12 protein-coding genes are annotated in these 14,150 nt (G+C 73.8%); 9 read left to right on the forward strand and 3 right to left on the reverse strand.

Annotation, left to right across the window (positions count from 1 at the left end):
• Window positions 1-124 precede the first annotated feature (124 nt).
• Complete coding sequence (locus ACFYOJ_RS30620) at window positions 125-1,441, reverse strand: hypothetical protein (protein WP_356554100.1); 1,317 nt, start codon at window positions 1,439-1,441, stop codon at window positions 125-127.
• A gap of 288 nt (window positions 1,442-1,729) precedes the next feature.
• On the opposite strand from ACFYOJ_RS30620, the gene ACFYOJ_RS30625 reads away from it, so the two are divergent.
• The 7 genes from ACFYOJ_RS30625 to ACFYOJ_RS30655 all read left to right on the forward strand — a co-directional run bounded on the left by ACFYOJ_RS30625 (window position 1,730) and on the right by ACFYOJ_RS30655 (window position 11,187).
• Entirely contained in the window at window positions 1,730-2,620 is an 891-nt protein-coding gene (locus ACFYOJ_RS30625; protein ID WP_356554098.1) for a DUF2797 domain-containing protein, read from the forward strand.
• Between the two features lie 143 nt (window positions 2,621-2,763).
• The gene (locus ACFYOJ_RS30630; RefSeq protein WP_356554096.1) at window positions 2,764-3,504 is read left to right on the forward strand and encodes a response regulator transcription factor; all 741 of its coding nucleotides are present in this window, start codon (window positions 2,764-2,766) and stop codon (window positions 3,502-3,504) included.
• Window positions 3,501-5,105, forward strand: a complete 1,605-nt coding sequence (locus ACFYOJ_RS30635; RefSeq protein WP_356554094.1) for a HAMP domain-containing sensor histidine kinase — start codon at window positions 3,501-3,503, stop codon at window positions 5,103-5,105. Before ACFYOJ_RS30630 ends, ACFYOJ_RS30635 begins: the two co-directional genes overlap by 4 nt.
• Before the next feature lie 14 nt (window positions 5,106-5,119).
• The gene (locus ACFYOJ_RS30640; RefSeq protein WP_356554092.1) at window positions 5,120-6,544 is read left to right on the forward strand and encodes a bifunctional glycosyltransferase family 2/GtrA family protein; all 1,425 of its coding nucleotides are present in this window, start codon (window positions 5,120-5,122) and stop codon (window positions 6,542-6,544) included.
• Window positions 6,541-8,739: a glycosyltransferase family 39 protein gene (locus ACFYOJ_RS30645; protein ID WP_356554090.1), complete on the forward strand. Its 2,199-nt coding sequence runs from the start codon at window positions 6,541-6,543 to the stop codon at window positions 8,737-8,739. Before ACFYOJ_RS30640 ends, ACFYOJ_RS30645 begins: the two co-directional genes overlap by 4 nt.
• A gap of 65 nt (window positions 8,740-8,804) precedes the next feature.
• Window positions 8,805-10,331, forward strand: a complete 1,527-nt coding sequence (locus ACFYOJ_RS30650) for an MFS transporter (RefSeq protein ID WP_356554088.1) — start codon at window positions 8,805-8,807, stop codon at window positions 10,329-10,331.
• 97 nt (window positions 10,332-10,428) lie between these two features.
• Window positions 10,429-11,187 (forward strand): TetR/AcrR family transcriptional regulator, encoded by a 759-nt coding sequence (locus ACFYOJ_RS30655; RefSeq protein WP_356554086.1) that lies wholly within the window; start codon window positions 10,429-10,431, stop codon window positions 11,185-11,187.
• 24 nt (window positions 11,188-11,211) lie between these two features.
• Here the strand turns inward: ACFYOJ_RS30655 and ACFYOJ_RS30660 are convergent, their stop codons facing one another.
• A complete protein-coding gene (locus ACFYOJ_RS30660) occupies window positions 11,212-11,583 on the reverse strand; it encodes an STAS domain-containing protein (RefSeq protein ID WP_356554084.1) in 372 nt (123 codons plus the stop codon).
• Window positions 11,584-11,801: 218 nt separating this feature from the next.
• On the opposite strand from ACFYOJ_RS30660, the gene ACFYOJ_RS30665 reads away from it, so the two are divergent.
• Together ACFYOJ_RS30665 and ACFYOJ_RS30670 are read left to right on the forward strand one after the other, a co-directional pair.
• Entirely contained in the window at window positions 11,802-12,530 is a 729-nt protein-coding gene (locus ACFYOJ_RS30665) for an ANTAR domain-containing protein (RefSeq protein WP_356554083.1), read from the forward strand.
• 69 nt (window positions 12,531-12,599) lie between these two features.
• Window positions 12,600-13,310 carry a GAF and ANTAR domain-containing protein gene (locus ACFYOJ_RS30670; protein ID WP_356554081.1) on the forward strand — a complete coding sequence of 237 codons (711 nt, stop codon included), beginning with the start codon at window positions 12,600-12,602 and terminating at the stop codon, window positions 13,308-13,310.
• Here ACFYOJ_RS30670 and ACFYOJ_RS30675 read toward each other — a convergent pair.
• Complete coding sequence (locus tag ACFYOJ_RS30675) at window positions 13,293-14,114, reverse strand: YceI family protein (protein ID WP_356554079.1); 822 nt, start codon at window positions 14,112-14,114, stop codon at window positions 13,293-13,295. The genes ACFYOJ_RS30670 and ACFYOJ_RS30675 overlap by 18 nt on opposite strands.
• Between the last annotated feature and the right edge of the window lie 36 nt (window positions 14,115-14,150).

The following is a 14,150-nucleotide window of genomic DNA, read 5'->3' on the forward strand; positions in this document are numbered from 1 at the left end:
AAATCCGGCCGCGGCCACCCCACCCCGTGCCCCGGTGGTGACTCCCGGGGGCCGGGGGTGGTTCGGGGTACCCGGGGGGCCGGTCCGGGGGGGGGCGGCGCGGGGGGCCCGGGCGCCGCGGCGGTCAGGAGTGGTCCGTCGCCCTGCGGCGGCGTACGACGAAGACCGTTCCCGCGCCGAGCGCGACGGCGAGGGCGCCGGTGACGGCGATCGGCGTCATCGCGGGGGACGTGCCGGTCGCGGCGAGGCTGCCGGCCGGGGTGCCGCCGGTGGTGGTCACCGTCTGCCGGGACGCGCCGCCCTGCGTCGTGGTGCCGGCGCCGGGCTTCGCGGCGGGCTTCGCGCCGGGCTTCGTGGCGGCCGGGCGCTTGTCGTCGCCCTTGCCGGGCGCGACCGGCTCGGCCTCCTTCTCCGGGTCGCTCTCGCTTCCCGCGGGCAGGACCGTGAAGTCGTAGCGCTTCATCGGGCCCAGGACGCAGGGGTTGTACGCGCTGGACGCGTCACCGGCGAAGAGGGCGAAGGCGTCGGCCGCCTTCGCCCTGTCGTCGACCTTCATCCGCAGCTTCACGTCGCTGTGCGCGCCGGGCGCGAGGGCGTCGACGGTCGCGATGTGCTCGGGCTCGGCGCCGGAGAGGGTCTGCCAGCCGGAACCGTTGGACCACTCCACCGCCAGTGGGCTCTTCCCGTCGGCGCTCTCACCGTCCGCGTGGAAGAAGACCAGGGGTTTCACCGACAGGGTGTGCTCGGTCCCGTTGGTCACGCGCAGGGTGAAGTCGACGGTGCTGCCGGCCACGACCTCGGCCGGCAGCCCCACCGCGAGCGAGGTCAGCCCGTCGGCGCGGACGCACTCCTCGGCGGCGGCGAGCGCCTCCTCGGCGGCCTGCTTGGCCTTGAGGGCGTTGTCGACGTCCTGCTGGAGCACGCTGTAGGCGCGGACGGCGGCCACCCGGGCGTCGTCCAGCGCGGTCTGCGCGGCCGCGGCCGCGGCGTCGGCCTTCCGCTGGGCCTCGGCGGCCTTCGCCAGGTCGGCCTTCGCGGTGTCGAGGGCCTTCTGCGCCTCGGCCTTCTCGGTGTCGCTCGCGGCGGCTTCGAGGGCGGCCTCGGCGTCCGTGACGGCCTTCTCGGCGGTGGCCTTGGTGCCGGCCGCCTCCTTCGCCGTCCTGTTCGCGGCGGTCACGGCGGCCCTGAGCGGGTGCGTGTCGGACTCGAGAGCCGCCAGGGTGGCCTCGAGGGTCTCCTTGCCCTCCTTCTCGGCGCCGACGGCCTTCTCGTACGCCGTCTTCGTGTCGGCCGCGGCCTTCACCAACTCCGCGTGCGTCGGCTGCTTCTGCGCCTGTGCCGCCGGAGTCCCGGCGGCGAGGGCCGGGGTGGCCGCGAAGAGCGTGAGGGGCGTGGCCACCGCGACGGCGGCGGCCATGGCGAGGGAACGGCAGAGTTTCACAGAGCACCTTTCCTGAAGTCCGGGATGTCCCGATGGAGAGGAGAAGAGAAAAAGGCCGCCGTAAACGCGCGGGTGGCCGGAAATGCTGCTGATTTTATCGGCCGGGTAAACGGCCGGTCGATATTTTTTCGCTCCTCTGTTTCCGTGGGCGGATATGCGTGCGGACAAATCGGACGGACGGGGAGAGTTGTTCCGGGCGGTCGTATTTCTGTGTGAGGCATGTCACTGCGACGGAGGCGGGCTCCGGTGACCGGGGCGTTGTCGGTGGGGACGCCTACGCTCGGGGTGATGGCACTGATGTGGAGGTGTGCGGGGCTGCGGTGGTCGGCAGGGGGGCCCGCGCTCATGTGGTCCGGCGGGCGGCGCTCCGCGCTGACCTGGGGGAAGCGGGTGGCCTTCGGGGTCGTGGAGGGGGGTGGGCGGACGTGTGCGGGGGCGCGGGGGCATGCGTGCCCGGGCGGGGCGGCCGTGCCGGGGAGGAGTACGGGGGCGCGGTGCGGGGAGTGCGCGCGGCTGGACCGGGCGCACTCCGTGGCCGCCGACACGATCGCCGACGATCCGCGGCCGTACCGGGTATATCTGGCGTGGTTCGGGCCGGGGCTCGTCAAGGTGGGGATCACCGGTGCGGAAAGGGGACCGGCCCGGCTCCTGGAACAGGGGGCGGTGTGTTTCAGCTGGCTGGGCACCGGTCCGTTGATGGCCGCGCGGCGGACCGAGGAATTGCTGCGGGCCGCCCTGGGAGTGCCCGACCGTATTCCGTACGGCCGGAAAAGGGCCGTACGTGCCGGGCTGCCGGGGACACGGGAGGAGCGGGCCGCCGAGATCGCGGAGCTGCACGGGCGGGCGGTGGCGCTGGGGGGATGGCCGGACTCGCTGACCCCGGCGCCGTTCCGGGCCGTCGACCACCTGGATGCCTTCGGGCTCGGGGGCACGGAGGGCGGGGCGGCCGCCGTGGGAGAGGTCACCGAACTGGTGGCGGGGGGTGAGATCGGCGGTGAGCTGGTGGCGGCCGCCGGGCCGGATCTGCATCTGGTGACGGAGCGGGGAGTCGTCGTGCTCGACACGCGGCTGATGACGGGCTGGGAGCTGGTGGCCGCCGAGGGGGGCCGTCGCGCGTTTCCCGTGCGGGAGTTCAGGGAGTCCAGGGACTCCGCCGGTGACCAGGGAAGTCTGTTCTGAGCCCGCTGTTCCGGGGCCGCCGTTCGGGCGGCGCTGCTCCGGGCCGGTGGCCATGAGGCTTCTGAGAGGCCCCTGTGGGTTTCTCAGGGAAATCACAGCCTGGCGAAAGAGCGTTCTCAGGGCGCACCGGGATCGTGACCGGTATGACCACGACCTCGCCCCAGGGGCGCACCGAACTGCTGAGGCCGGACGGGAGCCCCGTCCGGGTGCTCGTCGTGGACGACGAGCCGCCCATCACCGAACTGCTCTCCATGGCCCTGCGTTACGAGGGCTGGCAGATCCGCAGCGCGGGGGACGGGCACGGTGCCGTCCGGGCCGCGCGGGAGTTCCGGCCCGACGCCGTCGTCCTGGACATGATGCTGCCCGACACGGACGGACTGAGCGTGCTGGGACGGCTGCGCCGCGACCTGCCGGACGTGCCGGTGCTGTTCCTGACCGCCAAGGACGCCGTCGAGGACCGTATCGCCGGGCTGACCGCGGGCGGGGACGACTACGTCACCAAGCCGTTCAGCCTGGAGGAGGTCGTCGCCCGGCTGCGCGGCCTGATCCGCCGCTCCGGCGCCGCCGACCGGCGCTCCGACTCCGTCCTCGTCGTCGGCGACCTCACCCTCGACGAGGACAGCCACGAGGTCACCCGCGGCGGTGACGGCATCCACCTCACCGCCACCGAGTTCGAGCTGCTGCGCTTCCTGATGCGCAACCCGCGGCGCGTGCTGAGCAAGGCGCAGATCCTGGACCGGGTCTGGTCCTACGACTTCGGCGGGCAGGCCAACGTCGTCGAGCTGTACATCTCCTACCTGCGCCGCAAGATCGACGCCGGGCGCGAGCCGATGATCCACACCCGGCGCGGCGCCGGCTACCTGATCAAGCCCGCGGCGTCATGAGCCGACGGCGACGGCCGCGCCCGCGGACCCTGCGGACACGGCTCGTCGTCGCGTCGGTGGCCCTGATCGCCGTCGTGTGCGCGGTGATCGGCACGGTGACGACACTGGCCCTGCGGTCGCATCTGTACGAGCAGCTGGACGGGCAGGTGCGGGAGATCGCCGGGCGGGTGTCCGGGTTCGGGCCACCGGGCGACCCCGAGGCGGGCGTCGGTACCCCGCGGCGGATGGACCTCGACGACTTCGTCACCCACGGGGGACCGCAGCCGTACGGCACGGTCGTCGCCGAGGTGCGGGGCGGCACCGTCGTCGACGCCGAGTACGGCAAGAAGGACGACGAGAGTACCGACTTCAGCAGGTCGACGGCGGTCTCCCTCAGCGAGGCGCAGCGCGCCGCGCTGGCGTCCGTCCCCCGGGACGACGAGACGCACAGCGTCGGGATCCCCGGCCTCGGCGACTACCGCGTCGAGTACCGCGACGGCTACTACGCCGCCGTCCCGACCTCCGGCGTCACCGAGACCGTCAACACCCTGATCCTCGTGGAGGCCAGCGTCACCGCCGCGGGCCTCGTCGCCGCCTCCCTCGCCGGGACCGTCATCGTCGGCGTCGCCACCCGCCCCCTGCGCAGGGTCGCCGCCACCGCCACCCGCGTCTCCGAACTCCCCCTGCACGCGGGCGAGGTGAACCTCACCGAGCGCGTCCCCGAGTCCGAGTGCGACCCGCACACCGAGGTCGGCCGGGTCGGTGCCGCGCTCAACCGGATGCTGAACCACGTGCACGGAGCGCTGCACGCGCGGCAGGAGAGCGAGACGCGGGTGCGGCGGTTCGTCGCGGACGCCAGCCACGAACTGCGCACCCCGCTCGCCTCCATCCGCGGCTACGCCGAACTCACCCGCCGGGGACGGGAAGAGGTGGGCCCCGACACCCGGCACGCGCTGGGCCGCATCGAGTCCGAGGCCGGGCGGATGACCCTGCTCGTCGAGGACCTGCTGCTGCTGGCCCGCCTGGACGCCGGACGGCCGCTGCGGTTCGAACCGACCGACCTCGTACCACTCGTCGTCGACACCGTCAGCGACGCCCGCGCGGCCGGCCTCGACCACGTCTGGCGGCTCGACCTGCCCGACGAACCGGCGCCGGTGCCGGCGGACGCCGCCCGGCTGCAGCAGGTGCTGGTCAACCTGCTGGCCAACGCCCGCAACCACACCCCGCCCGGTACGACCGTCACCGCACGCGTGCGGCGGAGCGGGCCCTGGCTGTGCGTGGACGTCGAGGACGACGGTCAGGGCATCCCGCCCGTGCTGCTGCCGCACGTCTTCGAGCGCTTCGCGCGCGGGGACTCGGCGCGGTCCCGGGCGACCGGCTCCACGGGCCTCGGGCTCGCCATCGTGCAGGCCGTGGCGGCGGCGCACGGCGGCGGGGTGACCGTCGACAGCGTGCCGGGACGCACGGTCTTCACCGTGCACCTGCCCGCGCTGCCCGCGCTGCCCGCGCTGCCCGCGATGTCCGTGCCGTCCGGTCCGCCCGTGCCCTCCGCCCGGGAGGACGCGCGAGCGCACTCACAGGTGCGGCACAGCCTCACCACACGGGCGCGACAGGGGGATTGAGAAGAGTCGGCCCCATGCGAACCGACTCTTCCCCCGGCTCCCTGCCGGCGCGGGAGCACCTCCCGGCCGCAGGAGCCGGTACGCCTGTCCTGGACGTGGTGATCCCCGTCCACAACGAGGAGAAGGACCTGAGGCCGTGCGTCCTGCGACTGCACGAGCACCTCAGCCGCACCTTCCCGTACGCGTTCCGCATCACGGTCGCGGACAACGCCTCCACGGACGCCACCCCGCACGTGGCGGCCCGGCTGGCGGCGGAACTGGCCGAGGTCAGGTCCTCCCGGCTGGAGCAGAAGGGCCGGGGCCGGGCCCTGCGGACGGTGTGGTCGGCCTCAAAGGCCCCGGTCCTCGCCTACATGGACGTCGATCTGTCCACCGACCTGAACGCGCTGCTGCCGCTGGTCGCCCCGCTGATCTCCGGCCACTCCGACCTGGCGATCGGCTCGCGGCTCACCCGCAGCTCCCGGGTGGTGCGCGGCGCCAAGCGGGAGTTCGTCTCCCGCACCTACAACCTCATCCTGCGCGGCTCCCTGCAGGCCCGCTTCTCCGACGCCCAGTGCGGCTTCAAGGCGATCCGCCGGGACGTCGCCCAGGTGCTGCTGCCGCTGGTGGAGGACACCGGCTGGTTCTTCGACACCGAGCTGCTGGTCCTCGCCGAGCGGGCCGGGCTGCGCATCCACGAGGTGCCGGTCGACTGGGTCGACGACCCGGACTCCACCGTGCACATCGTGCGGACGGCCGTCGACGACCTCAAGGGCGTGTGGCGGGTCGGCAGGGCCCTGGCCACCGGTTCGCTGCCGCTGGACCGGCTGGCCCGGCCCTTCGGCGACGACCCGCGCGACCGGGACGTCGAGGGCGTACCGCAGGGACTGGCCCGGCAGCTCGTCGGTTTCTGCGTCGTCGGAGCCCTGTCCACCCTCTTCTACCTGCTGCTCTACAGCGGCTTCCGCGTCTTCGCCGGCTCCCAGGCCGCCAACGCGCTCGCCCTGCTGGTCTCCGCGGTCGTCAACACCGCCGCCAACCGGCGGCTGACCTTCGGGGTGCGCGGCCGGGACGGCGCGGTCCGCCACCAGGCGCAGGGGCTGGTCGTCCTCGGCATCGGCCTCGCCCTCACCAGCGGCTCCCTCGCCGCCCTGAGCGCGGCCGGTACCGACCCGGCCCACTCCACCGAGCTGGCGGTGCTGATCGCCGCCAACCTCGCCGCCACCGTGCTGCGCTTCCTGCTCTTCCGCGCCTGGCTGTTCCCGGACGCGCCGCGCGCCGCGGACCGGACGGCACCCGTACCGGCCCCGCCCCCCTACGGAGCGGCCCCGTACGCCACGCCCTCCCGTCCGACGACCCCGTTCCGCGCCGGCGACGCCGCGGAGCACACCCGGGGCGACGCCACCGTGCGACTCCAGCCGGTGCGCCCCGCCGACACCGACCCGAGGGACGGACGATGACGACGCACCACGACCGGACGACGTACCAGGGGGAGGCGCGTCCCGCCGACGGCGACGCCCCGCCCCCGCACGCTCCGCCCCGGTCGCCCCGGCGGGACCTGCCGCGCAGACTGTGGCGGGGCCGCCCCGAGGACCCGGGCTGGGCGCGCCCGGCCTTCCTCGGCCTGCTGCTGGCCACCACGCTGCTCTACCTCTGCAACCTGAGCGCCTCCGGCTACGCCAACTCCTTCTACTCGGCGGCCGTGCAGGCGGGCAGCCAGTCCTGGAAGGCGTTCTTCTTCGGCTCGCTCGACGCGGGCAACGCCATCACCGTCGACAAGCCCCCGGCCGCGCTGTGGCCGATGGCGCTGGCGGTCCGGGCCTTCGGGCTCGGTTCCTGGCAGATCCTGTTCCCCGAGGTGCTGATGGGCGTCGCGACGGTCGCCGTCGTGTACGCGGCCGTGCGCCGCCGCTCCGGTCCCGCGGCCGGACTGCTCGCCGGGGCGGTGCTGGCGCTGACGCCCGTCGCGGCGCTGATGTTCCGGTTCAACAACCCGGACGCGCTGCTGGCGCTGCTGATGTCCGTCGCCTGTTACCTCGTCGTGCGCGCTCTGGAGGGCGGCCGGACCAAGTGGCTGGTGTGGGCGGGCGTCGCGATCGGTTTCGCGTTCCTGGCGAAGACCCTCCAGGCCTTCCTGATCCTGCCCGCGCTCGCTCTGGTCTACGGCGTGTGCGCGCCCGTGCGGCTGCGGAGGCGGCTGGGGCAGCTGGCGCTGGCGACCGTCGCGCTCGTCGTCTCCGGCGGCTGGTGGGTCGCGGTCGTCGAGCTGTGGCCCGCCTCGTCGCGGCCGTACATCGGCGGCTCGCAGAACAACAGCTTCCTTGAGCTGACCTTCGGCTACAACGGCCTCGGCCGGCTGAACGGCGAGGAGACCGGCAGCGTCGGCGGCGGGGGCGGCCCCGGCGGCGGACAGTGGGGCGAGACCGGCTGGGACCGGATGTTCAACACCGAGATCGGCGGCCAGATCTCCTGGCTGCTGCCGGCCGCGCTGATCCTGCTCGTCGCGGGCCTGATCGCCCTGCGCGGGCGCGGCCGCACCGACGCGACGCGGGCGTCCTTCCTGGTGTGGGGCGGCTCGCTGCTGATGACCATGGTCGTCTTCAGCTACATGGCGGGCATCTTCCACCAGTACTACACGGTGGCCCTCGCCCCGTACCTGGCGGCCGTGGTGGGCATGGGCGCGGTGGCCCTGTGGGAGCGGCGCGAGCGGGCCTGGGCGTCCCTCGCGCTCGCCGCCGCCGTCACGGCGACCGCGGCCTGGGGGTACGTACTGCTGAACCGCACGCCCGACCACCTGCCGTGGCTGCGGGGGGCGGTCCTCGTCGGCGGCCTGGTCGCCGCGCTCGGGCTGGTCCTCGCCGGGCGGCTGGGACGGCGGACCGCGCTCGCGGCGGCCGGGCTGGGCGTGGTGGCGGCGCTGGCCGGGCCGGCCGCGTACACGCTCAGCACCGTCCAGGAGGGGCACAGCGGCTCCATCGTCACGGCCGGTCCGTCGGGCGCGAGCATGATGGGCGGCCCGGTCGGCGGCCGCGGCGGCGGGCCCGGCGGCGGCGGCTTCCCGGGCGGCGGGAACACGCCGGGGCAGGGGCAGCAGGGCCGGCAGGGGCAAGGCGCTCAGGGCCAGGGCGGTCCGGGCGACGGCGGTTTCCCGGGCAGCGGCCAGAACGGCCAGGCGGCCCCGAACGGCCGGCCGCCGAACGGCCGGACCGCCCCCGGCGGCGCGACGGGCGAGGGCGGCCCGGCGGGCGGCGGCGGAGGCGGCGGCACGGGCGGCATGGGCGGCCTGCTCAACGGCGCCCAGGTCGGCTCCGAGGCCAGGAAGCTGCTGGAGACCGACGCCGGCCGGTACACCTGGGTCGCGGCGGCGATCGGCTCCCAGAACGCCGCGAGCTACCAGCTCAGCACCGGCGAACCGGTGATGGCGATCGGCGGCTTCAACGGCACGGACCCCTCACCCACGCTGGACCAGTTCAAGAAGTACGTGGCGGACGGCCGCATCCACTACTTCGTCTCCGGCGGCGGCACGGGAGGCGGCACGGGAGGCGACTCCGGCAGCTCCGCGCAGATCACCTCCTGGGTCGAGGCCAACTTCACGAAGGTCACGGCCGGTTCCGCCACCTTCTACGACCTCACCCGGCCGGCCGACGGCGGCTGACCGGTGGCGAAGGGGCTCCCTCACGGTGTTGTACACCGTAAGGGAGCCCCTATACGCTGTATGGCATGACGACGTCCTCGCAGGAACAGGCACCGGCCGAGCCCAGGGTCGAGGCCCACCCGCAGCGCTGGCTGATCCTCGGCGTCATCAGCCTCGCCCAGCTGACCGTGATCCTGGACAACACCGTGCTGAACGTGGCCATCCCCTCCCTCACCAGCGAGCTGGGGGCGGGGACGGCCGACATCCAGTGGATGATCAACGCCTACTCGCTCGTGCAGTCCGGACTGCTGCTCACCGCGGGCAGCGCGGCCGACCGCTACGGCCGCAAGAGGATGCTGACCGCGGGACTCGCCCTGTTCGGCCTCGGCTCGCTGGCGGCGGGCCTCGCGGACACCACCGGCCAGCTGATCGCCGCGCGCGCCGGCATGGGCGTCGGAGGCGCGCTGCTGCTCACCACCACGCTCGCCGTGGTCATGCAGATCTTCACGCCCGACGAACACCCCCGGGCGATCGGCATCTGGAGCGCGGTCAGCGCGCTCGGCTTCGCCTGCGGACCGCTGGTCGGCGGCTTCGTGCTGGACCACTTCTGGTGGGGCGCGATCTTCCTGATCAACCTGCCGGTCGTGGCGCTCGGCCTGGCCGCGGTCGTGACCCTGGTCCCCGAGTCGAAGGACCGGCGGGGCGGCCGCCCCGACCTGCTCGGCGCCCTCCTGTCCACGATCGGCATGGCCGCCCTGGTCTACGCGATCATCTCCGGTCCCGGGCACGGCTGGACCTCCGGCAGGGTGCTCACCACGGCGGCCGTCGCGGTGGTCGTCCTCGCGCTCTTCGGGTACTGGGAGAGCCGTGTCCCGTATCCCATGCTCGACCTGCAGTTCTTCCGCAACCAGCGGTTCACGGGCGCGGTGGCCGGGCTCGTCCTGATCACCTTCGGCATGGGCGGCGCGCTCTTCCTGCTCACCCAGCACCTGCAGTTCGTGCTCGGCTACGGCCCCCTGGAGGCAGGCCTGCGGACCGCGCCGCTGGCGCTGACGGTGGTGCTGCTGAACTTCTCCGGACTGTCCGCGAAGTGGCTGGTGAGGCTGGGCACGCCGAAGGCGGTGATGCTGGGCATGGTGCTGATGTCGGCGGGCCTGGCCGCCATCGCCGGCCTGACCGCCCAGGGGTACGCCGGCACACTGCTGGGCCTGCTGCTGATCGGCGTGGGGTGCGCGGTGGCCAACCCGGCCATGGCACACGCGATCATGAGCTCGATACCGCCGGCCAAGGCGGGGATCGGCGCGGGCATCAACGGCACACTGGGAGAGTTCGGCAACGGTCTGGGCGTGGCCGTGCTGGGCGCGGTGCTGACCTCGCGGTTCACGGCGCTGGCGCCGGTGGCGGCGGCGTCGCTGCCCGCCGCCCTGGCCGCGGCGGAGGGGGAGGGCGAACGGGAGCGGGTCATCGACGCGTTCTCCTCCGGGGTGGAGAGCAGCCAGCTGGTGGGAGCGGTGGCCGTGCTGCTCGGCGGCGCGCTCGCGGCGGTGTTGCTGCGGCGCGCGGAGCGGACGGGGCCGGAGACTGTGGTCGCCCGGGAACCCGCCGACGGCTGACCGCGCCCGTGCGGCGAAGACGTACAGCGATGAGGTCCGGCGTCCCTCCGGGGCACAGGAGCCGGCCGGCGTGTGACGAGTCGAGGAGCAGGTGCGCATGGTGAAGGCAGGCCGGCAGGGGCAGAGGGCCAGTGTCTGGCTCGGCGACCGGGACCGCCGCGGCGGGCGGGACGGCGGACAGCCGTCCGGGCTGGACCGGGAGCGGATCACCGAGGCCACCGTCCGGCTGCTGGACGCCGAGGGCCTGCCGAAGTTCTCCATGCGCCGCCTGGCCGCCGAGCTGAACGTGACGGCGATGTCCGTCTACTGGTACGTCGACACCAAGGACGAACTGCTCGAACTCGCCCTGGACGCCGCCTACGGAGAGCTGCGGCTGCCCGACCCGGAGGACGGCGGGGACTGGCGCGACCAGCTGCGCGCGCTGGCCGGGGAGAACCGCGCGCTGCTGGTGCGCCATCCCTGGCTGTCCCAGCTGATCGGCACCTACCTCAACATCGGCCCCCACTCGCTGGCCTTCTCCCGGGCGGTGCAGCGCGTCATCCGCCGCACCGGCCTGCCCGCGCACCGGATGACCGGCGCCCTCGCGGCCGTCTTCCAGTTCGTCTACGGCTACGGCACGATCGAGGGCCACTTCCTCGGCCGGGCGGCGGACAGCGGCCTGAGCCCGGACGAGTACTTCCGGCACTCCATGAGCGCGGTGACCGAGTGGCCGGACACCTCGGGCGTCATCGAGGAGTCCCGGGACATCATGGCGGCCCGCGGCGGCGACACCGTGGCGGAGATGCTGGAGCGGGACTTCGACTTCGCCCTGGAACTGATCATCGCGGGCATCGAGGCGATGGTGGAGCGCGGTTAGGACCCGCCCGAGCCGTACGACCCCCTAGGCGGAGAGCCCGCTCACCGGCCGCAGCGCCTCCGCGAGGTTGTCGTGGACCGGCACGTCGCGGCGCAGGCCGGTCAGTTCCAGGACGCGGCTCGGCACGCTCCCCGCGGCCGCCACCACGCGCAGCCGGGCCCCGTCGGGCAGCAGCCGGTCCACCTCCTCGACGAGACGGACGCCCTGGGAGTCCATGAAGCGGGTCCCGGTCAGGTCCAGGACGAGGAGGCGCAGCTCCCCGGAGCGATGACCGACCGCGGTCATGATCATGGGCAGCAGACCCGCGGCGTTGCAGAAATCGATCTCCGAAGGCAGCGCGAGCACGGCGCAGCCGGGCGGATCGCACGGCTGGCACGGTTCGGGAAGGAAGGTCACGTCACTCACCTGAAAGACGTCCGTCCGGCTTCTGGCAAGGCCGCTTCCTGACCCGGGCCCCATTCCACCACGCCGGGGCGGGACGCGAAAGGCGCCCTGCTCACTGCGTCGGCCGGGCGTCACCGGCGCGCAACCGAGCGGCTAAAGTGCTGTTCGTCCTGTGCTCGCAGTCGGGAATGTGCTGCGGAGCTCTCCTGCGCACGGTCGTACGACCGTGCATGCCGAAGAGGTTCGTGGTGACTGCGTCCGAATTTACTGATGTGTCGCGTTTTCCGGTGGGCTACGAGCTGGCCGAGACCCTGACCGCGGCGGCCCGGCGGCTGCACGGTACGGGGACCGCCGGCACCACGCTGCGCACCGCGGTCGAGCTGGCCGTGGATCTCATGCCGGGCGCGGAGCACGTCGGCATCTCGGAGATCGAGCGCGGCAGCAGACGCCGCACGCTCGCCTGGACCGACGAGATCGTGCGCTCCGTCGAGTCCCGGGACGGGGCCCGCGCACCGCATCCGGGCTGGGACCACCTGTGGACCACGCCCGTGGTGCGGATAGAGGACAGCGAGGCCGAGGACGGCGGCAGCGCCCTGTCCGACCTCGGTCTGCGCTCCGCGCTGTCCCTGCGGCTGCGCGCCGACCGGCGCCGCCTGACCGTGCTGACGGCCTACGCCCGCAAGCCCCGCGCCTTCGACGAGGACGCCACCCGCATCGGCCGCCTGTTCACCGCGCACGTCAGCCTCGCCCTGGACTCGGCGACCGTGCGCGAGCAGCTCACCGAGGCCATGCGCACCCGGGACCTGATCGGCCAGGCCACCGGCATCCTCATGGAGCGCCTGGACATCGACGCGGCCGGCGCCTTCGAGTCCCTGGTGAAGGCCTCCCAGCGGGAGAACGTCAAGCTCCGCGACCTGGCCCGCCGCATCGTCGACGCGACCGGCGGCACCTCCGCCTGACGGGACGCGGGCGGGCGCGGACGGACGTCCGCGGGCATCTACCGGCGCCGACGGGATATCCGTACGGGCATGACCGCACGGAGTTCCGAGAGCCCCGACACGCTGGACCGGGCGCTGGCACGCAGCCAGGGCCTGGACACGCTGCTGCGCGATCTGACCGACCGGGCGGTGCGCCACGTGCCCGGGGCCGACGCCTGCTCGGTCACGGTGCGCCGCGCCGACCGGCTGCTGACCCTGGCCGGCAGCTCCGGCCTGCCCGGCGGCCTGGACCTGCGCCAGTACGAGAACGGCTCGGGCCCCTGCGTGGACGCGGCCGGGAGCGGCAGCCCCCGGTACTCCGCCGACCTGGCCGAGGAGACCCGCTGGCCCGCGTACACGGAGTACGCGCTGGCCGTCGGGGTGCGCTGTGTGCTGGCGCTGCCGCTGGAGATCGAGGGCGAGACGGGCGCCGCGCTCAACCTCTACGGCCTCGCCCCCGGCTCGCTGGAGGAGGGACGCGAAGCGGCCCGCGCCTTCGCGGCGCGGGCCGCCGACGCGGTGAACGAGGCCCTGCGCATCGAACGGCAGCGGGCCTCGGCCGCCGACGTGCGCACCGCCCTGATCTCCCGCAGCGTCATCGACCAGGCGGTCGGGATCCTCATGGCCCGGGAGCGCATAGACGCCCACCGGGCCATGGAACGGCTGCGCAGGGCCTCGCAGCACACCAACGTCAAGCTCCGGGACCTGTGCGACGAACTGGTGGCCCGGGCGTCCGGCGGCGCCTCACACGGCCGGCAGTGAGTCCCCCTGGACGGTCTGGATGTCCAGCTCGACCCTGAGCGTGGTGCCGATGGCGGCGATGCCGGCCTGGAGGACCTGGTTGTAGTTCATGGCGAAGTCCTCGCGCCGCAGCTCCGTGGTCGCGCGGAACGCGGCCCGGGTGCCGCCCCACGGGTCGGCGCCGGTGCCGAGGTAGGCCAGGTCCAGGTCGACCGGGCGGACGACGCCGTGCAGGCCCAGCTCGCCGTGGACGGTCCAGCGGTCGGTGCCGGCCCGGGTCACCCCGGTGGACCGGAAGGTGATCTCCGGGAACCGCTCGACGTCCAGGAAGTCCGCCGAGCGCAGGTGGGTGTCGCGCATGCCGTTGCCGGTGTCGATCGAGGCCGCCTTGATCACCGCCTCCACCCGGGACCCGGTGACGTCGTCCGGCGCGATCTCGACGGTGCCGGCGAAGTCGGTGAACCGGCCGTGCACGCTGGAGATGCCCAGGTGCTGGGCGACCGCGGCCACGCTGGAGTGCGCCGGGTCGATGGTCCACGGGCCGGGCGGCGGCAGTTCGGTGCCGCCCTGGCGGGCCAGGGTCACGGTGCCGACCTCGGCCCGGCCGCTCGCGGTGACGAGCGCGCTGGAGGCGGCCGGCGCGTAACCGACGGCCGTGACGATGACGGTGTAGGCACCCGGCGTCAGCGGGGTGGTGTCCCGCACGGTGCCCTCGGCGTCCGCCTCGGCGCGCAGCACCTGCGTGCCGGTCATGTCGGTCACCGTGACGACCGCGTGCGACACGGCCCATCCGTCCCGCGTGCGGATCCTCGCGGTCAGTCCCATCCCGTTTTCTCCCTGCAAAGGCTCAGAAAGTGGTCG

This window comes from Streptomyces sp. NPDC006384 (assembly GCF_042870695.1).
In the GTDB taxonomy this organism is placed as follows: Bacteria; Actinomycetota; Actinomycetes; order Streptomycetales; family Streptomycetaceae; genus Streptomyces.

Excerpts from the sequence above, each read along its gene's own strand:
- ACFYOJ_RS30625 (WP_356554098.1), top strand. The coding sequence starts at position 1,730 with ATGGCACTGATGTGGAGGTGTGCGGGGCTGCGGTGGTCGGCAGGGGGG.
- ACFYOJ_RS30630 (WP_356554096.1), top strand. The coding sequence starts at position 2,764 with ATGACCACGACCTCGCCCCAGGGGCGCACCGAACTGCTGAGGCCGGAC.
- ACFYOJ_RS30635 (WP_356554094.1), top strand. The coding sequence starts at position 3,501 with ATGAGCCGACGGCGACGGCCGCGCCCGCGGACCCTGCGGACACGGCTC.
- ACFYOJ_RS30640 (WP_356554092.1), top strand. The coding sequence starts at position 5,120 with ATGCGAACCGACTCTTCCCCCGGCTCCCTGCCGGCGCGGGAGCACCTC.
- ACFYOJ_RS30645 (WP_356554090.1), top strand. The coding sequence starts at position 6,541 with ATGACGACGCACCACGACCGGACGACGTACCAGGGGGAGGCGCGTCCC.
- ACFYOJ_RS30650 (WP_356554088.1), top strand. The coding sequence starts at position 8,805 with ATGACGACGTCCTCGCAGGAACAGGCACCGGCCGAGCCCAGGGTCGAG.
- ACFYOJ_RS30655 (WP_356554086.1), top strand. The coding sequence starts at position 10,429 with ATGGTGAAGGCAGGCCGGCAGGGGCAGAGGGCCAGTGTCTGGCTCGGC.
- ACFYOJ_RS30665 (WP_356554083.1), top strand. The coding sequence starts at position 11,802 with ATGCCGAAGAGGTTCGTGGTGACTGCGTCCGAATTTACTGATGTGTCG.
- ACFYOJ_RS30670 (WP_356554081.1), top strand. The coding sequence starts at position 12,600 with ATGACCGCACGGAGTTCCGAGAGCCCCGACACGCTGGACCGGGCGCTG.
- ACFYOJ_RS30675 (WP_356554079.1), bottom strand. The coding sequence starts at position 14,114 with ATGGGACTGACCGCGAGGATCCGCACGCGGGACGGATGGGCCGTGTCG.